Source organism: Pyramidobacter sp. YE332 (genome assembly GCF_033060595.1).
Classification (GTDB): Bacteria; Synergistota; Synergistia; order Synergistales; family Dethiosulfovibrionaceae; genus Pyramidobacter.
On the sequence record NZ_CP133038.1, the window covers coordinates 1,017,002 to 1,040,915 of the forward strand.

At 63.7% G+C, this 23,914-nt stretch carries 18 protein-coding genes; 16 read left to right on the plus strand and 2 right to left on the minus strand.

Annotated features, from left to right (window positions below; all coding sequences use genetic code 11):
- Window positions 1-18: 18 nt before the first annotated feature.
- The gene (locus RAH42_RS04790) at window positions 19-2,856 is read left to right on the plus strand and encodes a PD-(D/E)XK nuclease family protein (RefSeq protein WP_317540056.1); all 2,838 of its coding nucleotides are present in this window, start codon (window positions 19-21) and stop codon (window positions 2,854-2,856) included.
- The gene (locus RAH42_RS04795; RefSeq protein ID WP_317540057.1) at window positions 2,846-6,475 is read left to right on the plus strand and encodes a UvrD-helicase domain-containing protein; all 3,630 of its coding nucleotides are present in this window, start codon (window positions 2,846-2,848) and stop codon (window positions 6,473-6,475) included. Before RAH42_RS04790 ends, RAH42_RS04795 begins: the two co-directional genes overlap by 11 nt.
- 168 nt (window positions 6,476-6,643) lie before the next feature.
- Here RAH42_RS04795 and RAH42_RS04800 read toward each other — a convergent pair whose 3' ends face one another.
- Window positions 6,644-7,009 carry a VOC family protein gene (locus tag RAH42_RS04800; protein ID WP_078016206.1) on the minus strand — a complete coding sequence of 122 codons (366 nt, stop codon included), beginning with the start codon at window positions 7,007-7,009 and terminating at the stop codon, window positions 6,644-6,646.
- Between the two features lie 194 nt (window positions 7,010-7,203).
- On the opposite strand from RAH42_RS04800, the gene RAH42_RS04805 reads away from it, so the two are divergent.
- From RAH42_RS04805 to carB, 14 genes are all read left to right on the plus strand, one after another.
- Window positions 7,204-7,938, plus strand: coding sequence for a metalloregulator ArsR/SmtB family transcription factor (locus RAH42_RS04805; RefSeq protein WP_317540058.1), 735 nt, complete (start codon window positions 7,204-7,206; stop codon window positions 7,936-7,938).
- A gap of 184 nt (window positions 7,939-8,122) precedes the next feature.
- Complete coding sequence (locus tag RAH42_RS04810) at window positions 8,123-8,695, plus strand: chromate transporter (protein WP_317540059.1); 573 nt, start codon at window positions 8,123-8,125, stop codon at window positions 8,693-8,695.
- A complete protein-coding gene (locus RAH42_RS04815; RefSeq protein ID WP_317540060.1) occupies window positions 8,692-9,246 on the plus strand; it encodes a chromate transporter in 555 nt (184 codons plus the stop codon). Before RAH42_RS04810 ends, RAH42_RS04815 begins: the two co-directional genes overlap by 4 nt.
- 35 nt (window positions 9,247-9,281) lie before the next feature.
- Window positions 9,282-10,112, plus strand: a complete 831-nt coding sequence (locus RAH42_RS04820; RefSeq protein WP_296428970.1) for an ABC transporter ATP-binding protein — start codon at window positions 9,282-9,284, stop codon at window positions 10,110-10,112.
- Window positions 10,109-11,023, plus strand: a complete 915-nt coding sequence (locus RAH42_RS04825; RefSeq protein ID WP_317540061.1) for an ABC transporter substrate-binding protein — start codon at window positions 10,109-10,111, stop codon at window positions 11,021-11,023. The genes RAH42_RS04820 and RAH42_RS04825 overlap by 4 nt, the downstream gene beginning before the upstream one ends.
- Window positions 11,024-11,036: 13 nt before the next feature.
- Entirely contained in the window at window positions 11,037-11,642 is a 606-nt protein-coding gene (locus RAH42_RS04830; RefSeq protein ID WP_317540062.1) for a class I SAM-dependent methyltransferase, read from the plus strand.
- A 15-nt stretch (window positions 11,643-11,657) separates the two neighbouring features.
- Window positions 11,658-12,590, plus strand: coding sequence for an ABC transporter substrate-binding protein (locus RAH42_RS04835; RefSeq protein WP_317540063.1), 933 nt, complete (start codon window positions 11,658-11,660; stop codon window positions 12,588-12,590).
- Between the two features lie 240 nt (window positions 12,591-12,830).
- Window positions 12,831-13,856, plus strand: a complete 1,026-nt coding sequence (locus tag RAH42_RS04840) for an iron ABC transporter permease (protein ID WP_317540064.1) — start codon at window positions 12,831-12,833, stop codon at window positions 13,854-13,856.
- 20 nt (window positions 13,857-13,876) lie between these two features.
- The gene (locus tag RAH42_RS04845; RefSeq protein ID WP_317540065.1) at window positions 13,877-14,599 is read left to right on the plus strand and encodes a GTP-binding protein; all 723 of its coding nucleotides are present in this window, start codon (window positions 13,877-13,879) and stop codon (window positions 14,597-14,599) included.
- A complete protein-coding gene (locus RAH42_RS04850) occupies window positions 14,577-15,578 on the plus strand; it encodes an ATP-binding cassette domain-containing protein (protein ID WP_317540066.1) in 1,002 nt (333 codons plus the stop codon). The genes RAH42_RS04845 and RAH42_RS04850 overlap by 23 nt, the downstream gene beginning before the upstream one ends.
- 356 nt (window positions 15,579-15,934) lie before the next feature.
- A complete protein-coding gene (locus RAH42_RS04855; protein WP_317540067.1) occupies window positions 15,935-16,867 on the plus strand; it encodes an aspartate carbamoyltransferase catalytic subunit in 933 nt (310 codons plus the stop codon).
- Complete coding sequence (locus RAH42_RS04860; RefSeq protein WP_317540068.1) at window positions 16,864-17,910, plus strand: dihydroorotase family protein; 1,047 nt, start codon at window positions 16,864-16,866, stop codon at window positions 17,908-17,910. The genes RAH42_RS04855 and RAH42_RS04860 overlap by 4 nt, the downstream gene beginning before the upstream one ends.
- Window positions 17,911-17,959: 49 nt before the next feature.
- Window positions 17,960-19,063, plus strand: a complete 1,104-nt coding sequence (locus tag RAH42_RS04865) for a carbamoyl phosphate synthase small subunit (protein ID WP_317540069.1) — start codon at window positions 17,960-17,962, stop codon at window positions 19,061-19,063.
- Complete coding sequence (gene carB, locus RAH42_RS04870; RefSeq protein WP_317540070.1) at window positions 19,050-23,144, plus strand: carbamoyl-phosphate synthase large subunit; 4,095 nt, start codon at window positions 19,050-19,052, stop codon at window positions 23,142-23,144. Before RAH42_RS04865 ends, carB begins: the two co-directional genes overlap by 14 nt.
- A gap of 68 nt (window positions 23,145-23,212) precedes the next feature.
- Here the strand turns inward: carB and RAH42_RS04875 are convergent, their stop codons facing one another.
- Window positions 23,213-23,836 carry a flavodoxin family protein gene (locus RAH42_RS04875; RefSeq protein WP_317540071.1) on the minus strand — a complete coding sequence of 208 codons (624 nt, stop codon included), beginning with the start codon at window positions 23,834-23,836 and terminating at the stop codon, window positions 23,213-23,215.
- Window positions 23,837-23,914 lie beyond the last annotated feature (78 nt).

Sequence of the window (23,914 nt, forward strand, 5' to 3'; positions counted from 1 at the left end):
AACGAAAGGAGAAGCGCCATGCCCTTTGAACTGTACGCTTACCGGCGTATCGGCGATCTGGAACGGCTGCTGCGCGCCCTGCCGCCGGCGCGGGGCCGCACGTTCCTCGTGGCCGGTTCGGGCGACCGCGAACTGCTGGCCGAAACGCTGTCGGGAACGGAGACGTCGCCGGAGTATCGGATCCGCCGCTGGGACGAGATCTACCGCTTCTTTGCGGAAGAACTGAGCGTCGAAAAGCCGCGCGTACAGATCGACCCGCCCGACCACTGGCTGCTGCTCTGGAGCATCGTCAAGCGTTACCGTGAATCCGGCGGCGTCCTGCCGGCGGGCGCGCAGCGCCGCGGCTTTCTGACGCTGCTGGGCTCGCAGATCCGCGAGCTGATCAGCGAAGAGGTGCCGCCGGAAAGCCTCGCGGCCGTCTGCGAAGAAGGCGACCAGCTCGGCCGGGCCTTCGTCAGCCTGTACCGCGCGTATCTCGGAGCGCTCGACCGGCAGGGGCTTTCGGACAGCGCCGGCGTCACCACGGAAACGCGCAAACTCCTCGACCTGCCCGGCGCGGCGGACGTGTGCCGTTCTCTCGATCTCGTGCTCGTCGGATTTTCCAGCCTGACCCATTCGCAGCTGGCGCTCGTGCGCGCGCTCGTCGGGCACGGCGCGGCCGTGCGCCTGTGCGCGCCCGTCGCCGATCTGGCCGGGGCCTACGGCGCGGCGCAGCAGTTCGGCGTCGACGGCGAAGCGCTGTCGGAACGGCGGCCGCTGCGCGCGGTGAAGATCCAGGGCGGCGACCCGCGCCAGGAACTGGAAACGGCGGCGCGCTCGCTGGCGCTTTGGGAGCGAGGCGAAGGGCCGCTGGCGGAGTTGGGGCCGTGGCCGGGGCTGGAAGCCGTGGCCTTTTCGATGCCGCGCTCCCGCCTCGCCGAGGCAAAAGAAGTCTTTGCACGCTACGGCCTGCCCGTCTTTTGGGATTTCCGCCGCGCGATCAGCGAGACGCCGCTCTGGCAGCTCTCGTCGGCCTGTCTCGAAGCGGCCGAGAGCGGCTGGCAGACGGAGCCGACGCTGCGGCTGCTGTCGCTGCCGTGGCTGTGCGGATCCGAGCTCGACATAGAACGGTTGAGAGCGTTCCATCCCCGCGGCGCCAAAGGCTGGGAAAAAGCGCTCGACGGCGCCGGCGCTTCCGCCCGCGCCGCGTTCGTCGACTGCCGCCGCTATGCCGCGAAAGTGCGGCGCGGCGGGACGGCGCTGGAACTGCTGACGGCGCTGCGCGCGTTTGCCTCGGGGCGGGCGCTGATCGTGGCGCGGCTGACGGTCGATGCGCCGGAGCTGGACGGCCGCATCGCCCTGTTCTCGGAAGCGCTGCGCGAGCTGGACCGCAAGATCCTTTTCATCAAAGAAGTCGTACGCGACCTCGGCGAGTTCGGCTCGCAGAAACTTTCCGGCGCCGACGCGCGCGCCTACCTGTCGGCGTGGGCCGACGGCACGACCGCCTCGCCGGGGCAGCGCGAGGCCGGCTGCCTGACGGTCTTCGCCGGCGCGCCGTCGCCGCTGTTCCACGCGCCGTACTGGTTCATGATCGGCACGGAAGCTTCGCAGTGGCCGGGCGGCCTTCGTGAGTCGCCGCTGCTCGACGAGGCGCGCAAGGAGCGCCTCCACGGTCTGAGTTCTCTGGGGCTGGACCGCAGCCATCTGCCCCTGCTGTCGGAACAGCGGTGGCAGCGCGAGTTCCTTTTCCGCCGTTTGATCGCCTGCGGCGACCTCTGTACGTTCCTCTGCCGCAGCGCCGTGGACGCGCAGGAGCGGCCGCAGGAGGAATCGGCGCTGATCGCCGCCGCCGCGGCCGACCGTTGGATCTCCGTGGAAAGAACGGTCGCGCGCGGGCTCGATCGTCTTCTCGCCGCGCCGCAGGAAGCGGCGCTGACGCCCGTCGAGACGCGGCAGCCGGATTTCCGCGCCGAGAACTCGCTGCCGGCCAGCCGCGTGCCGCTGGGACGCCTCGAAGCCGCGGCCGCCGAAGTGCGCCTGAGTTCCGTGGACGACTTCGCCGAGTGCCCGTACCTTTTCGCGCTGCGTGCCGTCCTCGGTTACGAGGAGCCGCCGCGCGAGGACGAGTATGACCCGCTCCGCGGCGGCACGGCCATGCACGCCCTCTGGGAGCGCGTCTGGCGCGAATACGCCGCGTCGGGCTGCCGCGGCTCGGTCGAAGAGAGGACGCGCCGTCTGTTCGACGGAGTCGTCGGCGAAAACTATCCGGCGCTGCTGCGCTCTCCGTCGCTGAGCCGCGCGCTGCTGGAACTGCGCAGCGGCGCGGAACGCTGCGCAGCGAAACAGGACGAGTGGGAAACGGCGCTGCGACCGCTGCGCGCGGAGATCCTCTGCGAGCTCGACCTGCCGCCGCTGCGACGCGGCGCGGTCACGTTCCGCGGCCGCTGCGACCGCCTCGACCGCCTCAAAGACGGCCGTTTCCTGCTCTGGGACTACAAAGCGGGAAAAGCCTCCGCTTACGGCAAGGCGTTCCAGCTGGGCTGCTACGCGCTGGCCCTCGAAAGCGGCGGCTTGGGCGGAGGCGGATGCGCCGGCTGGGGCTACGTCGGCCAGAAGGACGCCGCCGTTTCCGGCTGTTGGGACGACGACGTCGCCTCGCTGCTGAACAAACGGAGCGGATCGAAAACGCTGCGCGAGCGGAAAGACGGGGCCGGCCAGCTGCTGTCGGATATCGCCCTGGCCATGGACGCCGGGCAGTTCCCGCCGCGCTACGAGAGCAAACGCTGCCGCGCCTGCGCCTTCGCGGCGATCTGCCGCCGCGGCGAGATGAGCGGCGAACTCGAAGAATCGGAAGAGGAGGGCGCCGATGACGAATAAAGAACGCGGACGGCCGCCTCTGCCGGAAGAAGACCTGGCGCTGCTGAAAAATTACGTCGCCTCGCAGGGCCTGCCCGAGCAGGTCGAGGCGATCACGTCCGACGCGCCGCTGACGGTGGTCGGCGCCGGGGCCGGCACGGGCAAGACCTGGACGCTGGCCTGGCGCTTCGTCTGGACCGTGCTGACGCGCGAAGACGTGCGCCATACGCTGACGCTGACGTTTACCGAAAAAGCGGCGTCGGAGATGCGCCGCCGCATCGCTGCGCTGCTGGCGGACCTCGAGCCGGCGCTCGCCGCTTCGGCCGAACTTTCGCGCCGCCGCGCCGCCGCGCTGGCTTCGCTCGATCAGGCCTACATCTCCACGATCCACGGCTTCGGCGCGCGCGTCATCGGCGAAGCGGGGCTGTCGCTGCCCGTCGAACCGTCGCTGCGCCTCGTCGGCGACGCGGAGGCCGACGAGTTCTGGCGCGAACTGACCGGCGCGCTGGACCGGCTCGACGCCGAATGGTTCTGCTGGGGCATGGACCGCGGGTACGGAGCCTCCGCGCGCGCGCTGCTGAGCGACCCCGGAGCCGCCGACGTGGTGAACTGCTGGCGGCCCGAAGGCGTCGCCGATTTCGCCCGCAGCTTCGAGGGCATGATGTCCGACTTCGGCGAAACCCCCGACAGCGTTCTCGAAAAGTTGAGCTCCCCCGACGCGCAGGCGCTGGAGCTGCTGCGGCAAAATCTCGGCGCCGAGTTCGCGCGGCTGGCCGACTGCTGGACCGAAGGCTTCGACGTCGATCCCGTTCGATGCGGCGGCACGGGCGATTTCGTCGCGCGCTTCGCCGCCTTCCGCGACCGCTGGAACGCGCGCGGTTTCGCGAGCGAAGCGGACTGCCGCGAGTTCGTCTTCGACGCCGCCGACACCGTCAAAAACGCGCGCGGCAAGCTGGCCGACGCGCTGGCGGAGGCGATGGGTGTCAAGCTGGCCGACTGGCGCAGGGACGCCGACGCGCTGCGAGTCTTCGAGCGCCTGCTCGCCGACGGGTGGAGCGCCGACGAGCTGAGGCTGCGCGCGCTGCTGATCCGCTTCGGCTGGCTGTGCTGGCGCAAGTGGCAGGCGTACAAGTCCTCGCGCGGCGGCATCTCTTTTTCCGACATGATCGCTCTGGCCGCTCAGGCGCTGGAACATGACGAATCTTACGCCGCGCGCTTTTCCGAAGTGCTCGTGGACGAATTCCAGGACACCAACGACCAGCAGGACGCCCTGCTGCGCGCCGTCCGGCGCGCGGCGCGCGCGCGGCTGTTCGTGGTCGGCGACCTGAAACAGTCCATTTACCGCTTCCGCCACGCCGAGCCGGCCATCTTCGAGCGCTATGTCGCCGCGGCGCGCCGCGGCGGCCGTTACGTGAGCCTGTCGGTGTCGTTCCGCAGCGGCGAAAAAGTTCTGGACGCCGTCAACGGCCGTTTCGAAAAAATCTGGAAAGACCGCCTCGGCGCGGAACTGAACCAGCCCTACGAGGCGTTGCGTTCGCCGCGCGGTCTGGCGCGCGCCGCCGCGTGGATCGACGAACGCCAGCGCACGGAACTGCCCGTCTGCGAACGGCTGCTGGAAGAATTCCAGCGCGACGAAGAGGGAAGGGCGCGCGAAAGCGCGGCCGCCGCGCGCGACCGTCTGGCGCTGCGTCTGGCGCTGCGTCTCTGCGAGCTGCGCGGACAGGAGGCGAAAATCTGGGACCGCGACCGCCTGCGCCCCGTCCGCTGGGGCGACATGGCCGTGCTGACGCCGACCCGCAGCTCCTACGAGAACCTGCAGAGAGCTTTTTCACTCTGCGGCGTCCCCGCCGCCTTTACCGGCGGGCGCAGTTTTTACGCGCGGCCGGAGATCCGCGACGCCTGCGCGCTCTGCGCGTTTCTCGCCGATCCGCGCGACCGCACGGCGCTGGCGGGGTTTTTGTGTTCACCTTTCTCCGGCCTGCCGCTCGCGGACGCCCAGGCGCTGCTGCCGCTGCTCGACCGCGGCGAGCCGCCGAAAACGCTGGCGGAGCATTGGCCCGGCCCGGCCGCGAAACTGAGATCCCTGGCCCGGCAGGCCATGCTCGAAGGCCCGTCGGCGGCGCTGGCTTCGCTGCTGGCCCGCGGCGACTGCCTGAAAAACGTCCATCCGAAACGGCGCGCCGCGGCGCTGGCCAATCTGCGCCGCGCCGTGGCTCTGCTGGAAGAGTACGAAGCGGGCGTCGGCCCGTCGTCGGCGGGCGTCGCCGCGTATCTTCGCAGCGCCCTGCGCCGCGGCGCGGCCGATCCCGAAGCCAGCGCCGAAGCCGACGGCGACACGGTCAGGGTGATGACGATCCACGCCTCCAAGGGGCTGGAATTCCCGCTCGTGGCCGTCTTCGGCCTGGAGCATGGCGGCCGCGCCGGCGCGCGGGAAAAAGGCGTGGCTCCTTCGCGCCATCTGCTGGCGGCCGCGCCGCGTTTCCCCGACGGCTGGCCCGAAGGCGACTGCCTGCTCGGCAAGGCGCACGCCCGTCTCGACGAACGCGCCGAGTACGAAGAACGGACGCGCCTTTATTACGTGGCGCTGACCCGCGCGCGCGACGGCCTGATCCTGTGCGGCCTCATGCCCGGCGGGGGAAAACGCGCGGAAAAAGACCGTTCGCTGCTGTCGATCGAGCGCGCCGGCGGCGAGTTCGTCCCCGCGTCCGGCGAAGTCTCCCGTCGCCAGGCCGACGCCTGGCTGCGCCGCAACGCGGCCGGCGCGCGCGAAAAGACGATCCCCGGCGCCGACGTGCCGCTGACCGTCCTCTGCCCGCGCGCGCTGCGCCGCGTCAGCGCCACCTCGCACGCCCTCTGGAGCCTGTGCCCGGCGGCGTGGCGCCTGTCCTTCCGCCAGAACCTCGACCTGAGCTGGAACGCCGGCGAAGGCGAATCGCTTCGCGAAGCGTCCGGTGGCGCCGAGCTGGGCGACGTCGCGCACTGGATCCTTTCCAAATGGGACTTCAGCGACGGCGATTACCGACGCATCCTCGGCCTCCGCGACGGGCACCTGCGCCCCGAATTCCGCCGCGTCTGGCGCGATCCGGCCTCGCGCCGCGAGCTGGAACGCTTTTTGCAGAACTTCCACAGCACCGGCGGCGAAAAGCTGCTGGCGCGGCTGCGCCGGGCGCTGGCAGAAGGGACGCTGGCGCGCGAATACCCGTTCAAGGTCCGCCTCGGCCCCGTCGAGCTGGTCGGCGCCGTCGACGCCTTCTGGATCGAAAGCGCCGCCGGCCGTCCGGCGCGGCTGTGCGTGCGCGACTACAAGACCACGCGCCTGCCGAAAGACCCGTTGCGCCGCCGCTGGATGGACGATTTTTACGCGCGGCAGCTGCGGTTTTATGCGCTGGCCCTGCGCCGCCAGCGTCCCGAGTTTGCGCCGCTGCAGCTCGATCTGGCGCTGTGGAACCTGCGCGGCGGCGCGGAACAGAAGCTCGAAGCGCTGGACGCGGAGGCCGAAAAAGCGCTGGAAGCCGCGCTCCTGGCGCAGGCGTCCCAGGCGGCCTCCGGCCCGTGGCCGCCCGACCGCTCGCGCTGCGCCGGCTGCGCTTACGCGCGCGCCTGCGTGTTCTGGAGGCACGGAGATCCTTTGGAAATGTGAAATGAACTGTCGTAATTTTATTCACTGACTGTCTGGTTTTAGATAAAAATGTTCCACGTGGAACATTCCGAAACGAAAACGCGAGGGCGAACGGCCGGATGAAATCCAGCCGTTCGCCCTCGCGTTTTTGCCGCGGTGCGGCGATCCTTTTTCTTGGGCGAAAAAAGATTATCCGCGCGTGGGCAGCACTTCGATCCAGTACTGGTCGGGATCCTGAATGAAGTAGATGCCCATGGACGGGTTTTCGTAGCAGATGCAGCCCATTTCCTCGTGAAGCCGGTGCGCTGCCTCGAAATCGTCGACGCGCAGCGCCAGATGGAACTCCTGCTCGCCGAGGTCGTACGGCTCGGTACGGTCGTGCATCCAAGTCAGCTCGAGCTGAAAATCGGTGACGCCGTCGCCCAGGTAAACGATCGTGAAACCGTCTCCCTCGATGCGGCGCGCTTCTTTCAGCCCCAGCGCCTTTTCGTAAAAAGCCATGCTCCGTTTCAGGTCGAGGACGTTGAAGTTCGTGTGGATGAAGTGAAATTTCATCAGGAAACCCCCTTGTGTCGTTTGAGTTTTCTCATTTTATCACGGCGTCCGTGGAAAAACGAGGACGCCGGATCGCTGAGCCGTTGTTCGGCGAATGCGGCAAATTAAGTTTTGACTTAATTTGTTTGAGGTAGTATCATCTAACCGTTCGCAAATTAAGCTTGTACTTAATTACAGGACGGGGGAGGAATGGCATGGATATCGCTGAATATCTCAAGGCGCTTGGAGAACCTACGCGGTTTCAGATTTTCAGACTGTTGTTGAACCGCAGGCACTGTACGCGCTCGCTCTCGAGAAGAATGGGGATCAGCGAGCCCGCGGTGTCTCAGCATCTGCGCGTATTGAGGGAAGCTGGTCTGGTTTATCGTGAGCAGTACGGCGCTCACAAACATTATCTTCCCAGTCAGGACGCCGTTGATTTTCTTGCCGCTTCGTTTGAAGAAATGAGACGGGCGTCCATGCTTCTGGATCGCGATGAGAAGGAATGTCAGTGCGAATTTCGGAAGCAGTTCGAAAATCAGGCGCTTCCTGTTGCGCAGGACATCGTTCCCAAAGAAATCCCGGCTGTGAGGATCGCCGTTCCGTGCGCCAGGGGAGAGATTTTTCAAAAGTTTGGACTCGCGGAAACGTTCAAACTCTATGACACGGCGGGGGAGAAAGTGACGCGCAGCCAGATCGTGGACACGGAGGGATACCGTCGCGCCGCTCTGGCGGCGTTTCTGAAGCAATGCCAAGTCGATGCGGTGATCTGCGGAGACATCGGCGAAGGCGCTCGAAACGCGCTTGTGGAAAGGGGGATCCGCTTCTGCGCGGGCTGTGCGGGGGCCGCGGATCAGGCGGTGCGGAGTCTGCTCAACGGCTTACTGACATATGACGAGCATCCGCCGCGCTCCTCGCGGGAACACGGTGACAAAGGCGCCGGGAATTGACGCGATTGGAAAGAATCGCTACGTTCCGGAGAGTCATGCTGCGCCCATTCCGAATTGATCGATTTCGTTGGAGCGCCCGCGTATATTGAAACACTCGGTTAGCTCCTTCTAATTGTTTTCGTGCCTGCGGCTCGAAAAGCGTGAAACGGTGACCGACATCAAACGAACGAAGGAGACTTATGCTATGCGTATCTTTGCCGCGCTGTTCTGGACTTTCGCCAAGGTGGGGCTTTTTACCTTCGGAGGAGGCTACGCCATGCTGGCGCTGATCGAAGACGCTTGCGTCGGCAAGCGTGGGTGGATCAGCCACGACGAGATGATGGACATGACCGTCGTCGCCGAATCTACTCCCGGCCCTATCGCCATCAACTGCGCGACCTACGCGGGCTGGCGGCAGGCAGGAGTCATGGGCGCGGTCGCAGCCACCGTGGGGATGGTCCTGCCGTCTTTTCTCGTCATTTTCTTTCTGGCCGGTTTTCTTAAAAACTGGCTGGAGATCCCGTGGGTACCCCACGCCTTTCAAGGTATTCGGATCGCGGTCGCGCTCCTGATCCTGGACGCGGGGGTCGCAATGCTGAAAAGGACGCCGAAAAAAACGCTGCCGCTCGGCGTTATGGCGGCGTCTTTTATGATCCCGCTGACGGGCGCGCTGGCGGGCGTTCACGTTTCGTCCGTTGTGTTGATGGTCGCGTCCGGCATATTCAGCTTGGCGTATTTCGGCGTGACTCGATATCGAAAGAAAGGCGGGGAAAAATGATCCTGCTGGAGTTGTTTCTCGGTTTTCTCCGGGTCGGCTGCTTTGCCTTTGGCGGAGCTTACGGGGCGATTCCGCTGATTCGGGACGTGGCGCTCTCGTACGGTTGGCTGACGGAAGAGGCGCTGATGGATATGATCGCCGTCAGCGAAAGTACGCCGGGTCCGATCATGGTGAACCTTGCCACGTATGTCGGCGGTTCTCGGGCGGGTTTTGCGGGCGCGCTGCTGGCTACGCTGGCGGTGGTCTTGCCGTCGTTTCTGGTGGTCCTGCTTGTGGCCGCGGCGCTGCGCGGGGCGGTCAAAAACCCGTATGTACAGTTTGCGGTCAGGGGCCTGAAACCCTGCGTGGTCGGGATGGTCCTCGCGACCGGCAGCGTGCTGGCCGTGAATCAGTGCCGCGGAAAGCCGGCGGCGGAGGCCGGAAAAACGGCGCTGCTGTTTGCGGTCATGGGCGTGCTGATAATCGGTTATCGTGGCGTTCGAAAGAAGAAGCTGCCGCCGGTTATGCTGATCCTCGCGTCCGCTGTACTGGGGATCTTTGTTTGGTCGTGATGCCGGAGCCATGGATATCAATTCGAGGAAATAACATGCTGAAAGCGCAGAAACTCTGTTTTCGATATGGGCGCACCGAGGTGCTGAGCGACGTCGATTTTTCCGCTGGCAAGGGGCAGATCATTTCGTTGATCGGACCGAACGGCTCCGGAAAATCAACGCTTCTCAGATGTCTGTGCGGTTTGATGCCTGCTGCCGGAAATTCGGTTTTGCTCGATGGGCGCCCGATTCGCCGGATGAGCGGCAGGGAAATCGCCAAGAAGATCGCTTTTTTACCGCAATTCCATGCAAACATGCAGGGCACGACCGTACGGGAACTGATCGCTATGGGCCGGGCTCCCTATCATCGATCCGGCTGGCTCGAAAATGCCGAAGACAGGGAAAAGATACGCTGGGCTTCTTCGTATATGAATGTGGAGCGATATTTGGACCGGTATGTGGAAAACCTGTCGGGCGGTGAGAAACAACGCGTCTGGATCGCCATGATCCTTGCGCAGGATACGCCCGTCGTCCTTCTCGATGAACCGGTCACCTATATGGATCTGAGGCATCAGTACGATCTGCTTCAGGTCATCCTGAGCCTGAAGCGGCATTTCCACAAGACGGTCGTTTCCGTATTTCATGACATCAATCACGCGATCGAAGTGTCGGATCGCGTGTATGCGCTGAAAAACGGAAGAGTGTTTCGGTCCGGTCCATGCGAACAGGTCGTTACGGAAGAAACGATCCGCGAGGTGTTCCAGATCAGGGCGCATGTCTGCCGGTTTGAAAAATGCTGCCGCAACGTGGTGATCCCCACGCGGGAAACGTGTGCGTGCCGGCGCTCGTGCGCCGAGATGAAAAAACGAGAGGAGCGACGCCGTTGAAACGATTGATGGTACATATCCCCGTCAACATGCGGGGGTATCTGTCCGACAGGCTGGGAGAAGCGCTGGGCAAATTCCGAGCGGAGACGGGCGAGGATGTGCTGCTTTGCACGCCTCATGATCCCGAGTATACCGGCGATTGCACGGAGGAATGGCTGCTGCCCGCCGTTCGGAAGGGTATCCTGCCCGATCTGACGGTTGTAAACGCGACGGAACTCGCGCCGCTGGATAAAACGGTGAAGGAAGCCGTTTTGGGACGGGATGCTCCGCTGTTTGTAGAAAAGCATCCTGTGCGAAAAGAAATGCAAGCGCTGCTGGATCCGGAGGGTTATTTCTATCCCATTTCCGTAACGCCGCTGGTCATGATCTACAATCCGGGGAAAATAGCGGCGGAGAAGCTGACGCATTCCTGGAAAGATCTGTTCAACCCCGATTTCCGCGTCGTTTTTCCGGACCGAGATAAGCCGCTGACGCGGGCGGCGGGGGCGTATCTTCTCTCCGTATGGCCGGACGAGTTCGCCGCCTTTGAGCGTCGCGTCGTTTATGACGGGCCCCCTGCCAGCGTCGTGCGTTCCGTCATGTCCGGGGAGTATGACGTCGCCATGACCAACGTCGGATTCGCCTCTGTGGGGACGGGCGACCGGCTTGCCGTCAATGCGGCGAAAGAAGGCGCCGTCCTGCTGCCGCAGATGCTTGTCTGGAAAAAGAATACGGGCGCCGCCTTGCTTCCCTTTGCCGAATTCATGGCGGGGCGCGCCATGCAAAGTTATTTCAGCGGGCAGGGCTCGTGGCCTGTTCATGCGGAGGTCGCGGCTCCGTGCGATCTGAGTCGTGAAAAACAGCTTCGGGAATGGCGCGGCTGGACGGCATATTTCAATTCTGTTCTGGCGTTTGACAATTATCGGGCTTGAAGGGACGGGAAAAATGTTAAGAACGGACGACAATTATCAGATCCTGCAGCCCATGTATCCATTGCTGATCCAGCAGTTTGTGGACGATTACCGACTTCAAAACGGGATCGCCGTGGATATCGGCGTCGGACCTGGCTGGCTGGGGATGGAACTGGCCAAGATCACGGACATGCGCATCGTCTTCCTGGATATCAGCCGGGATTCTCTCGACCTGGCCAAAAAGAACTATGAAGCGTTGCCGGTGGACAACGAAGTCTCCTTCGTCCAGGCGGATGTCTGCGAAATGCCCTTGGAAGACGACAGCGTCGATTTCGTGATGAGCCGCGGTTCCATCTGGTTCTGGGAGCGTCCTGAGGAGGGATTGCGGGCTGTCCATCGGATCCTCAAGCCCGGCTGTTTCGCCGTCGTCGGCGGCGGATTGGGCCGCTATATCCCGCCAAGCATGCGCGAACGCATGCAGAAGGCGGTGCAGGCAGGCTTGAAAAGGAGAAATGAGAAGCGTCCCTCGCTGGTGGAACTCGCCGCCCTGGTCGAACGCGCGGGACTGACGGGATGCAGGGTCGTCTCGGACGGCGAACATGCCGGGGGACGATGGATCGAGATCGAAAAGAAAAAATAACGGGAGGATATCATGATGGAAAAATTGAAAGAACGCGTCGCCTTCATGGCGCTGGTTGCGATGACGCTGATCGCCTCGCAGGCGGCCGCGTTTGCCGCGGGAGCTTCTTTGGCGGTAAAGGACGACTTGGGACGGGAAGTGACGATCCCCGAAAATCCGCAGCGGGTCCTGGCGCTTACCTCCGCCGCCATGCAGGCGGTCGTCAATTCCGGCGCGATGCCTGTAGGCAAAGTCGAGGATTACAGGATTTCGGAAAAAGGCATGGCCCTGCCGTCCGTGGGCAGGGCCGACAGTATCAACATCGAAGCCGTTTATGCCTTGAAACCCGATCTGATCGTCGCCAGCAGCCGTTTTCACGCTGCGTTGAAGGAAGAACTGATCCGGACCGGCGCGGTCGTCTTCTTCTTCGACCCGGATGCCGTCGGCGAGATCCCTCTGGTCGAGCTGACCGGATACGTCGGCCATCTGATCGGCCGCGACAAGGAAGCGAACGCCTATATGGACATGGTCTTTGACCGCGCGGCGGCGCTGAAAAAGAAAGTCGCCAACGGCGCCGGAGTCAAGACCGGCGTCGTCCTGCAGGCCGGAAGCGGCGTAAAGGCGGCGCAGAGCGCTTCCAGTTTCGGCAGCATGCTTACCCTGCTGGGGATCGAAAACGTCGTTCCCGCCGATCTGCCCAACGCGAAGAAAGCGTCCTTCGTGACTTTTGACGTGGAGGCCGTTCTCGCGGCGGACCCGGACCTGGTCTTCATTGTGACGAACAGTAAAGACCGAAAAGAGAACCAGAGGATTCTCCGGCAGTTCAAGGCGGACGTCAAGTGGCAGACCCTCGGCGCCGTGAAAAACGGCAGGGTGCTGATCCTTCCTTTCGCTGTCAATCCGAACCGCTCCGCCGCGGAAGTGATGCTCGAAAAAACGGCGGAAGCGATTCTGGAAAACGCGAAATAATGTTCTTTCTATACTGTTTCTTGATAAAAAGAATCAACGTAGCTCGCCGGGCGCCGCGGGAGAGGTCAGTCGCGCGGAACTCTCTCGACCGTTGCGCGCTCTGCGTAACTCGCTTTGTGGCTCTCTCTCGGAGCGCCGCAAGATTCGATCTTTCAATCAAGAAATAGTATGACTCCTGCCCGAATGGTTCTCCGCCAGGGCAGGAGATTTTCATCATCCGATTCTGGAGGTGCTCGTTACATGAAAAACGTGCTCAGACGGCCGATGACGGCGCGAGCGAAAACGGTGCTGATTTTCCTTTCCGCGCTGGCGCTGGGAGCCGTGACGCTGATCGGCCTGGTCTCGGGGACAATCCGGTTTTCGCTGGAAGAGGTCCTGGTTTGGATGTCGGGGCGCGCCGGGAACGACCTGGCTGTTCAAATTCTTGGAAACGTGAGAATGCCCCGGATCATCACAGGCATATTGGTCGGTATGAACCTTGGCGTCGCGGGCGTGCTGCTGCAGGGCGTTCTGCATAATCCCATGGCTTCTCCCAATATTATCGGCGTCAACGCCGGAGCGGGCTTGGCGGCCGTCGTCGTGATGACGGTTTTCCCCGGGCGGGTACCGATGATCCCGGCCGCTTCCTTTTTGGGAGCTTTGCTGACGGCGACGCTTATCTGTTTTTTGTCTGCGGCTTTCGGAAAGAGCCGCACGGTCCATATCGTTCTCGCCGGCATCGCCGTTTCCAACCTGATGAGCGCGGTCGCTTCAGGACTGATGACGATCAACAGCGATACGTTGGACATCACTTATTCGTGGCTTCTCGGCAGTCTTTCCGGGAAGAGCTGGGCCGCGGTGCAGTCCATTTTGCCCTACAGCGTTGCGGCGCTAGCGCTTTCGGCGTTTATCAGTCCCAAGATCAACTTGCTGACGCTCGGGGAAGAAATGGCGGAAAGCGTAGGGCTCTCGGTAAAAGTCTGCCGGATGATCGCGCTGCTGTTCGCGGCGATACTTGCAGGAAGCGCGGTCAGCGTAGCGGGAACGATCGGCTTTATCGGCCTGATCGCGCCGCACGCCGCCAGGCTGCTCGTCGGAAACGATCACCGCTTCCTGGTGCCGTTGTCCGCGCTGTTCGGCGCGCTTCTGTTGGCGGCGTCGGATACGATCGCCCGCACCGTGTTTTTGCCCGTGGAACTGTCGGTCGGTATCATCACTTCCGTGTTGGGGGCCCCCTTCTTCCTGGTTTTGCTCTGCCGGAAGGGAAAAGCGGAGTCCGTCCGGTGAATGAAATGAGGAAAACGAAAATGAGATTTGCAACGTTTTCGGGGCCTCCCTCGTCGGGAAAGACCTCGGTCATCCTGCGGACTGTCTCGGAAATGCGGAAAAAAAGCGCCAGGATATGCGTCTTGAATTTTGACTGCCTCGCCACCGACGACGGCCGCCTGTATCGGGAGAACGGCGTCGACTGCGCCGTGGGACTTGCCGGAAGCCTGTGTCCGGATCATTACTTCGTCAGCAATATCGACGACTGCTTCGATTGGGGGACGCGGAACGGGTACGATCTGATGGTCAGCGAAAGCGCGGGCCTGTGCAATCGCTGTTCGCCCCATATTCAGGGATGCCTTTCCATCTGCGTGATCGACAGTCTGATGGGCATCGGCGCGCCGAAAAAAATCGGCCCCATGCTGAAAATGGCGGACATCGTGGTGATCACCAAAGGCGACATCGTCTCGCAGGCGGAGCGGGAGATCTTTGCCTTAAAGGTTCGTCAGGCCAATCCGCGAGGGATCGTCATGCATATCAACGGCATCACGGGACAGGGCGCGTACCGGCTGGCGGCGCTCTTGCAGCAGGCGGGAGAACCCGACACGCTTAAGGGCGCCAAGCTTCGGATCAGTATGCCCTCGGCGCTCTGTTCCTATTGTCTGGGCGAAACGCGGATCGGAAAGGAAAAACAAAAAGGGAACGTCCGGAGAATGGACCTGGATCAGGCGGTAACGCATCATGAGAAACACGAAGATACGTGAGCTTTTCGCCCGCTTTCCCGGCTCGGAAGACTTCTTCGAAGTCAATAGTCTCCATCCGCGGGATGGAAATCTGACCGTAGCGCAGTATATCGAGTCTTTGGCTTATGCTTTTGTCACCGATATGGGGATCGATCATGAAGCGCTTCTGGAGAGATTCGATCTGTTTATGGAGCAGCTCGTTGATTTGCGCCGCGGCGTTTCCTTCGACGTGCGCGTCTTGACGATTCTCGGCGGGGAAGATAAGCATGGCGCTCCGGAAGTGGATGAGATCGAGATCCGCCAAGGGGAAGTCGTCTGCGTCGTGGGCCCTACGGGATCGGGAAAAAGCAGGCTGCTGGCGGATATCGAATGGATGGCCCAGGGAGATACGCCCACAAAGCGGAGGATCCTGATCAATGGACGCGAGCCGCCTGAAGAGTGGCGTTTCTCGCTGGATAAGCGACTGGTGGCGCAGCTGTCCCAGAACATGAACTTTGTGATGGACATCACCGTCGTCGATTTTCTCAAGCTGCACGCCGCCAGCAGAAATCGTGAACGGGGAGATCGTCTGGCGGAAAAGGTCATTCAAAGGGCGAATGAACTGTCCGGCGAGCCGTTCGATCCCGCCGCGCCTCTGACCGCGCTCAGCGGCGGTCAGTCCCGCGCGTTGATGGTGGCGGACATTGCGTATCTGAGCTTTTCGCCGATCGTGCTGATCGATGAGATCGAAAACGCCGGCATAGATCGGGAGCGGGCTTTGGAATTGCTGATCCAAAATCAGAAGATCGTGCTGATCGTGACCCATGATCCGTTGCTTGCGCTGCGCAGCGATCGCCGGATGGTGATCCGCGACGGCGGGATATCCGGGATCATCGAGACGACGGCGGAAGAAAAGGCGTGCCTGAGCGAGCTGTACCGCATGGACCGCGTTCTGATGAACTATCGCGAGCGTCTGAGAAATGGAAAAACGCTCGCAGCGAAAGAAGACTCCGAAGGATGATCGGCGCTGCGAGGGGGGCGGCCGCGCGGGACTATTCCCGACCGCCGCACGGCTTGTTTTGTGGATTTTCCTCGCAGCGCCCTTGAGTTCGGCCTTTTATTTAAGAAACGGTATTGGAACGAAAACGGTCGTTATTCGGGAAATCTCCCCGAGCGTTTACTTTCGTAGACGCTCGTTTTTTTATGGGAGCGACGTCATGGTTTTCCCCGTTTCATGATGGCGCGAGCGGAAAAACGGCGTGATTTTTAATTGATGCAATCGGTTGCATAAAATCGTTTCGCGGAGTATAATCCGTCTCGGTAAAACCGCGCCGCAGGGTTGGAAGGAAGAACCGCAGTGCCGGAAGGAGGAGTTTTATGTCCTGGAACCGAAAGAACCTGCTCGATCTGAACGACTGGACGCCGCAGGATTTCGAGGATTTCGTGAAGCGCGCTCTGGCGTTGAAACCGCGCCTTGTGAGCGTGCCGAAGCGGCCGCTCGATTCGCTGCGAGGCCTCACCGTGGCGAATCTTTTCTTCGAGAATTCCACGCGCACCCGCAACTCGTTCGACGTCGCCGAACGGATGACCGGGGCCGAGGTGATCGACTGGAGCGCTTCCGGATCGAGCATGTCCAAGGGCGAGAGCCTGCGCGACACGGTCTGGACGCTCTGCGAGATGGGAGTCAACGGGCTGGTGGTGCGCCATTCCGCGACGGGGATGCCTTATTACATCCAGAAGCTCGTGCCGCACGTCCCGGTGTTCAACGCCGGCGACGGCGCGCGCAGCCACCCGACGCAAGGTTTGCTCGACGTCACGGCGGCCGTGGAGCGTTTGGGCAGTCTGAAGGGGAAAACGCTGGCGATCATCGGCGACGTCCGTTACAGCCGCGTGGCGCGCAGCGACGTCAAAGCCTTTCGCGGCATGGGCGCGCGCGTGATCCTCAGCGGCCCGCGCACGCTGATGCCGACGCGTCCCGAGGCGCTGGGCGCGGAGTACGAGCCCGACCCGCGCGCGGCGGCCGCGCAGGCGGACATCCTCGGCCTGCTGCGCGTGCAGCTGGAGCGTCAGGAAGCGGGGCTGTTCCCGTCGGTAAAGGAATATCACGCGCGCTACGGCGCCACGGAGGAACTGCTGGCCTGCGCCCGTCCCGGCGCGGTGGTGATGCATCCGGCGCCGATCAACCGCGGCGTCGAGGTCGCTTCGTCGGTGGCCGACGGCCCGTCGAGCCTGATCCGCGAGCAGGTGCTCTGCGGCGTGCTGACGCGTATGGCTCTGCTCGACATTTGCCTGGGAGGTGGCGCGCGATGAGTTCTCGTTATGCCGTGGATCCGCGAACGCTGAAACTTTCCGAAAAAGTCCTGGAAGCCTGGCGCATCCCCGCCGCGATCGACCTGTTCTGCCGCGCCGGCGCCAAAAGCGGCGCGGCGCTGGCCGCGGAAGCCCGCCGCGGCGGCTGGGGGCTGACGGCCCTGACGGCCGAAGCCGGCAGCGACGGCCCGGGCGCGTTGAAGGCCGCCCGCCTGCTGGCGTCGGAAGACGGCGCGGGGGTGTGGCCGCTGCCCGCGGCGCTGCGCGACAACGGCGCGATGGCCGAGATCGGCCTGATGGCGCGAGACGGCGAAAAGCTGTTCTGCGTGCCCGAAGGATTCGAAGACTGGCGGCGGCTGCGGGCGCTGTTCTGCTACGCTTCCGGGCTGGGCTGCCGCCTCGCCGTGAGGCCGTGCCTGGGCGAGCTGTGCGCTTTCGGCCAGATCAACGACGGCGACGCGGCCGACCGGCTGGGCATGAAAGGCGTCCCCGCCGTCGCCGAAGCGATCGCCGTGGCGGCGGTCCTGACGCTGGCGGGCGAGTGGGGCGTGCCGCTGCACGTGCGCGGCGTCAGCTGCCGCGCTTCGCTGGAAGCGATCCGTGCGGCGCGGGACGGCGGGCAGGACGTGACCTGCGACGTGCCCTTCATGAACCTGCTCCATACCGAAGACGAGTACGACGCGGCGTCCCTTGAGGGCGCGCTCAAAGTCTGGCCGGTGCTGCGCGGCGCGGACGACCGCGCCGCCCTGTGGCGGGCGCTCGACGAAGGTCTGATCGCGGCGGTCGTGAGCAATCACTGCGCGCGCAGCGCCGATCAGCTGAGCCTGCCTTTCGAGGAGATCCCCTTCGGCAGCGAAAAGTTGAACGGCGTCCTGCCGGAACTGCTGGACGGCTGGGAGGCGCAGGGCCGCCCCTGCGGCATCGAACGGCTGCTGGCGGCCCTCGGCGAGGGGCCGGCGAAAGTGCTCGGCCGTCCCGCCGCCGGGCGCACGCTGCTGGTTCGCGCCGCATCGGGCTGGCGGGCATTTTACGAAGACGAATGACCGTGGACGAAAAATGGCGCCGCGCGGCGGCGCGGACGGAGAAAAGAGGGTGAGGACTTTGAGAGAGAAAGCCTATCTGGTGCTGCAAAACGGGCGCGTTTTTGCCGGAGAACGCTTCGGCGCGGCCGGCGACGTGACGGCGGAGATCGTTTTCGCCACGGGCATGACCGGTTATCTGGAAACGCTCACCGACCCCAGCTACCACGGGGAGATCGTCGTGCAGACCTTTCCGCTGATCGGCGACTGCGGCGTCATCCGCGAGGATTTCGAAAGCCCGCGCCCGCGGCTGAGCGCGTATATCGTGCGCGAACTGTGCGACGCTCCTTCGAACTTCCGCAGCGGCGGCACGCTTGACGATTATCTGCGGGAAAGCGGCGTAGCCGGACTTGCCGGCGTGGATACGCGCACGCTGACGCGCATCATCCGCGAGCACGGCGCGATGAACGCCGCCGTCTGCTCGCGTCTGCCCGAGGACCTGCCGGCTTTCACGGCGGATCTGGCGGGACGGCGGCTGTCGAGCGACGTCTTTGCGGTGACCTGCGACAAGCCCTTTATCCTCAACCCCGACGGCACGCGCCACATCGTGCTCTGGGACTTTGGCTGCAAAGGCGGCATTGCCCGCGCGCTGACGGAGCGCGGCTGCCGCGTCACCGTGGTGCCGGCGGACACGGCGGCGGTGAAGATCCTTGCCCTGCGTCCCGACGGCGTGCTGCTGTCCAACGGTCCCGGCGATCCCGCCTCCTGCCGCGGCATCGTCGAGAACGTCAACACCGTGGCCGAGACGGGGCTGCCCATGTTCGGCATCTGCCTTGGCCATCAGCTTCTGGCCCTGGCCCGCGGCGCGCGCACGACGAAGCTGAAGTACGGTCACCGCGGCGAAAACCAGCCCGTGCGCGAAACGGCGACGGGGCGTCTGCTGATCACCAGTCAGAACCACGGTTACGCGGTGGAGAACGACAGCATTCCGGCGGAGAACCGTCTGAGCTACGTCAACGTGAACGACGGCACCTGCGAGGGCATCGATTACGGCGGCGTCAACGCCTTTTCCGTGCAGTTCCATCCCGAAGCCTGTGCCGGTCCGCAGGACACGGCGTTCCTGTTTGACCGCTTTTTGAAGAATTGCGAGGAGGCCGTCCGCCATGCCGCTCGATAAAAAACTGAAACGGGTGATGATCATCGGCTCCGGCCCGATCGTGATCGGCCAGGCCGCCGAATTCGACTATGCCGGCACTCAAGCCTGCCGGGCCCTGCGCGCGCTCGGCATCGAGGTGATCCTGGTCAACTCCAATCCTGCCACGATCATGACCGACAGCGACATCGCCGACAAGGTCTACATCGAACCGCTGACGGTAGAGATCCTGAAGCGCCTGATCGAGAAGGAACGCCCCGACGGACTGCTCTCCACCATCGGCGGCCAGAACGGGCTGACCCTGTCCATGCAGCTGGCCCGGGACGGCTGGCTTGAATCGAAAGGCGTCAGACTGCTGGGCGCGTCGCTGGATACGATCGAACGAGCCGAGGACCGTCAGCTTTTCAAGGACATGCTGGAGAAAATCGGCGAACCCGTCATCCCCTCGGCGATCGCGACCCGACTGGACGAAGCCATGAACTTCGGCGCCAAAATCGGTTATCCCGTCATCATCCGCCCCTCCTTCACGCTGGGCGGCACCGGCGGCGGCATCGCCCACAGCGCCGCGGAGATGGAGCAGCTCGCGCGACGCGGACTGGAAGTCTCGCCCGTGGGGCAGATCCTCGTGGAGCGCAGCGTCGCCGGTTGGAAAGAGATCGAGTTCGAGATGATGCGCGACGGCGACGACAACTGTATCGCCATTTGCTCCATGGAGAACCTCGATCCCGTAGGCGTGCACACCGGCGATTCCATCGTCGTGGCGCCGGCGCTGACGCTGGCCGATAGGGAGTACCAGCTGCTGCGCAGCGCGGCGCTTCGCATCGTGCGCGAGCTCGAAGTGCAGGGCGGCTGCAACGTGCAGTTCGCGCTCAACCCCGGCAGCTTCGAATATGCCGTGATCGAAGTCAACCCGCGCGTGTCGCGCTCTTCGGCGCTGGCCTCCAAGGCGACCGGCTACCCGATCGCCAAGGTTTCGGCGCAGATCGCCATGGGCCTGCGCCTTGACGAGATCCCCAACGCCGTCACCGGCAAGACGTCGGCTTTCTTCGAGCCGGCGCTGGACTACGTGGTGGTGAAGATGCCGCGCTGGCCCTTCGACAAGTTCAGCAGCGCCACGCGCACGCTGGGACCGCAGATGAAAGCCACCGGCGAAGTGATGGCGATCGCGCCGACCTTTGAGGAAGCTCTGCTCAAATCGCTGCGCGGCGCCGAGATCGGTATGGATTCGCCGCGCCTCGCTTCCCTGAAGGAGCTCGGCGACGATCAGCTCGAGGCCTGCCTGCGAGAGCCTACCGACCAGCGGCTGTCCGTCGTGTACGAGGCTTTGGGCCGCGGCGTGTCGGTCGATCACGTCCACGACGTGACGAAGATCGACCGCTGGTTCCTGTGGAAGCTGAAAAAAATCCTTGCCGTCGAGAGCGCTTTGCAGAAGTGCGGCGGCGTCCTGCCCGACGAACTGTACGCCGGCGCCAAGGCGACAGGTTTTCTTGACCGCACGATCGAGAAGCTTTCAGGCGCGAAAGTGGAAAAACATTTGGCGCCGGTCTACCGCATGGTCGATACCTGCGCCGCCGAATTTGCGGCCGAAACGCCTTACTTCTACGCCGCCGCTCCGGTCTCGGGCAGCGAAGACGAAGCGGCCGGATTCATCGCCCATCATGCCGGCCTTGTCGCCTCCAAAGGGACCATCGTCGTCCTCGGCAGCGGGCCGATCCGCATTGGCCAGGGCATCGAGTTCGACTACGCCGCCGTGCACTGCGTGTGGGCGCTGAAGCGCCTGGGGTACACGGTCGTGATGATCAACAACAATCCCGAGACGGTCAGCACCGATTTCGACACGGCCGACCGCCTTTACTTCGAACCGCTCACGCCGGAGGACGTGATGGACATCATCCGTCTGGAAAGGCCTCTCGGCGTGGTCGTGGCCTTTGGCGGGCAGACTGCCATCAAGCTGACGAAATCCCTCAGCGAAAACGGCGTCGCCATCCTCGGCACCAGCGCCGACGCCATCGACGCCGCCGAGGACCGCGAGCGCTTCGACGCGATTCTGAACCGCTGCGGCATCGACCGCCCCAGGGGGCATGGCGTGGAAACGCTGGAGCAGGCGCTCGACGCCGCCCGCGACATCGGCTACCCCGTGCTCGTGCGCCCGTCCTACGTGCTGGGGGGCCAGAACATGATCATCGCTTACGACGACGAAAGCGTCAGCAATTACATGCGGCGTCTTCTCGCCATCGGTACCGACGGCCCCGTGCTGATCGACAAATACCTCGAAGGCACCGAGGTTGAAGTCGACGCCGTTTGCGACGGGACCGACGTGCTGATTCCCGGGATCATGGAACACATCGAACGCGCCGGAGTCCATTCCGGCGACAGCATCGCCGCTTATCCGGCCTGGAACCTTTCCGGCCCCGTCACCGAAAAATTGGTGGAGAGCACAGCCCGCATCGCCATCGAACTGGGCGTGAAGGGACTGGTCAACATCCAGTACGTGATCTACAACAACCAAGTTTACGTGATCGAGAGCAATCCCCGCGCCAGCCGCACGATCCCTTACATCAGCAAAGTCACCGGGCTGCCGCTGGTGGATATCGCCACGCAGGTGATGCTCGCCACGCTGACGCCCGACGCGCCGAAGCTGCGCGACCTGCCCTGCGGCACGGGCCTGTACCGGCCCAGCCCTTACTGCGCCGTCAAGGTGCCCGTGTTCTCCTTCGAAAAACTGAGCGGCGCCGACGTGCAGCTGGGGCCGGAAATGAAGTCCACTGGCGAAGTGCTCGGCGTGGGCAAAAATCTCGAAGAGGCCCTGTACAAAGGGCTGATTGCGGCCGGTTACGCCGTGCGCCATCATGAACCGGGCGGCGTGCTGATCAGCGTGCAAGACCGCGACAAGCCCGAGATCGTGGAACTGGCCCGCCGCCTCGCTTCGCTGGGCTGCCGCCTTTACACCACCGGCGGCACCGCCGAGTACCTGAAAAGCCGTGGCATTCGCAGCGCCTCGGTGGGCAAGATCAGCCAGGGCAACCGCGATATTCCTTATCTGCTCGATCAGGGACGCGTGCAGTACGTGCTCTCGACCAGCTCGCCCGACAGCAGCGAGCGCGCCGACGCTCAGGTGCTGCGCAGCAAGGCCATCGAGCGCCGCGCCGCCTGCATGACCAGCCTCGACACGGCCCGCGCTCTCGTAGACTGTATGGTCAGCGGTTACGACGAGGGCAACGTGGAGCTCGTCGACATGGCCCATTTGCCGGAACGCAAACGTCCCGTCCATTTTGTCAAGATGCGTTGCGGCGGCAACGAATACATTTATGTCGATGCGATCCGCCAGAGCGTCGCCGAGCCGGCCAGCCTCAGCGTGGCCCTGTGCGGGCGGCGGCGCAGCGTCGGCGGCGATGGTCTCGTGATCGTCGCCCCGGCTCGGGGAAAAGCCGACGCGCGCATGATCCTTTACGATGCCGACGGCACGCGCGCCCGCATCGGCGGCAACGCGCTGCGCGGCGTAGGCAAATATGTTTACGAGAAACTGGACGTGAAGAAAAAAGATCTGTCGATCGAAACCGACGACGGCGTCAAGGCGCTTCGCCTTTACGACCGCGACGGCGAGATCTACAGCGTCGAGGCGCTGATCGGCCGACCCGATTTCGACCCCGCGCGCGTGCCCGTCACGCTCAACGCCGACGGCCGGCCCGTGGTCAGTCAGTATTATTCCTGCGGCGGATTCGACGATCAGATTACCTGCCTGTCGCTGGGCGACCCGCAGTGCGTGATTCTGACCGACGACTGCGACGGCGCGGAACTGAACGTGGCGGGCCCGTTGATGGAACGCGCGGAGATATTTCCGGAAGGGACCAACGTCAGCTGCGTCAGCGTTGCCGACCGCCACACGCTGCGGGTGCGTACATGGGAGCGCCGCATCGGCGAAACCATGAGCTGCGGCACTTCGGCCTGCGCCGCGGCCGTCGTCGCGGCCAGACTGGGGCTGGTAGACGAAGGCGAGATCTCCGTGAGGACGGCGGGGGGGCTGCTGGTCGTCCGTCTCGCGCCCGAAGGGGTATTCCTGATCGGCGGCGTGGACTGCGACTTTGAGGGTGTCATCGAGATGTAGGCCGCGGCAGGACGACATAGGGGTTTCGGCGCCAGGCCGAAACCCCTATGTTGTATGCGCGGTGAAATTCAACCGATGAAGTGCGTCCAAACGTGTTCCTCGTAGGCCGGCGCGGGAATGCCGGCTTTCTGTCCGGCGTCGATGGAACGGAGCATCCAGGCCATGTTGACCCCCAGCGTGCGCATGGTCTGAAGTCCTTCGGCATCCTGGCGCACGTCGTCGGGCGTGAAGCCGTGCACTTGGTTCCAGTACTGCGAGCCGACAACGAACATGTTGCTGATCAGAAAGTACTGATTGAGCCGTTCGAACGAAGCCGTGGATCCGCCGCGCCGGCAGGACACCACGGCCGCCCCCAGCTTGCCGGCCATGCGGTCGCCGCCGGCGTAGAAAAGGCGGTCGAGAAACGAACACAGGCGTCCCGTCGCCCCGGAATAGTACACCGGCGAGCCGGCCACGATGGCGCCGTAATCGTCGAGCTGGTCCAGCACTTCGTTGACCTGGTCGACGAAAACGCAGCGTCCCGTCGCTTCGCAGCGGCCGCAGGAGGTACAGTCCTGCATGGGCTTTGTCCCCAGCCAAAGCAGATCGCCGGCGACGCCCGCGCCGCTCAACGCCTTTTGCAGTTCGGCCAGCGCGGTGAAAGTGCAACCTTCCCGATGCGGGCTGCCGTTGATCAAAAGCGCTTTTTTCATATGAAATCCCCCCATGGAAATAGATTCTCTGCGGAAATTGTACCACGCTCCGTGTCGTTTTCCCGCGGCCGCCAGGCG

Excerpts from the sequence above, each read along its gene's own strand:
- RAH42_RS04790 (WP_317540056.1), top strand. The coding sequence starts at position 19 with ATGCCCTTTGAACTGTACGCTTACCGGCGTATCGGCGATCTGGAACGG.
- RAH42_RS04795 (WP_317540057.1), top strand. The coding sequence starts at position 2,846 with ATGACGAATAAAGAACGCGGACGGCCGCCTCTGCCGGAAGAAGACCTG.
- RAH42_RS04800 (WP_078016206.1), bottom strand. The coding sequence starts at position 7,009 with ATGAAATTTCACTTCATCCACACGAACTTCAACGTCCTCGACCTGAAA.
- RAH42_RS04805 (WP_317540058.1), top strand. The coding sequence starts at position 7,204 with ATGGATATCGCTGAATATCTCAAGGCGCTTGGAGAACCTACGCGGTTT.
- RAH42_RS04810 (WP_317540059.1), top strand. The coding sequence starts at position 8,123 with ATGCGTATCTTTGCCGCGCTGTTCTGGACTTTCGCCAAGGTGGGGCTT.
- RAH42_RS04815 (WP_317540060.1), top strand. The coding sequence starts at position 8,692 with ATGATCCTGCTGGAGTTGTTTCTCGGTTTTCTCCGGGTCGGCTGCTTT.
- RAH42_RS04820 (WP_296428970.1), top strand. The coding sequence starts at position 9,282 with ATGCTGAAAGCGCAGAAACTCTGTTTTCGATATGGGCGCACCGAGGTG.
- RAH42_RS04830 (WP_317540062.1), top strand. The coding sequence starts at position 11,037 with ATGTTAAGAACGGACGACAATTATCAGATCCTGCAGCCCATGTATCCA.
- RAH42_RS04835 (WP_317540063.1), top strand. The coding sequence starts at position 11,658 with ATGGAAAAATTGAAAGAACGCGTCGCCTTCATGGCGCTGGTTGCGATG.
- RAH42_RS04840 (WP_317540064.1), top strand. The coding sequence starts at position 12,831 with ATGAAAAACGTGCTCAGACGGCCGATGACGGCGCGAGCGAAAACGGTG.
- RAH42_RS04845 (WP_317540065.1), top strand. The coding sequence starts at position 13,877 with ATGAGATTTGCAACGTTTTCGGGGCCTCCCTCGTCGGGAAAGACCTCG.
- RAH42_RS04850 (WP_317540066.1), top strand. The coding sequence starts at position 14,577 with ATGAGAAACACGAAGATACGTGAGCTTTTCGCCCGCTTTCCCGGCTCG.
- RAH42_RS04855 (WP_317540067.1), top strand. The coding sequence starts at position 15,935 with ATGTCCTGGAACCGAAAGAACCTGCTCGATCTGAACGACTGGACGCCG.
- RAH42_RS04860 (WP_317540068.1), top strand. The coding sequence starts at position 16,864 with ATGAGTTCTCGTTATGCCGTGGATCCGCGAACGCTGAAACTTTCCGAA.
- carB (WP_317540070.1), top strand. The coding sequence starts at position 19,050 with ATGCCGCTCGATAAAAAACTGAAACGGGTGATGATCATCGGCTCCGGC.
- RAH42_RS04875 (WP_317540071.1), bottom strand. The coding sequence starts at position 23,836 with ATGAAAAAAGCGCTTTTGATCAACGGCAGCCCGCATCGGGAAGGTTGC.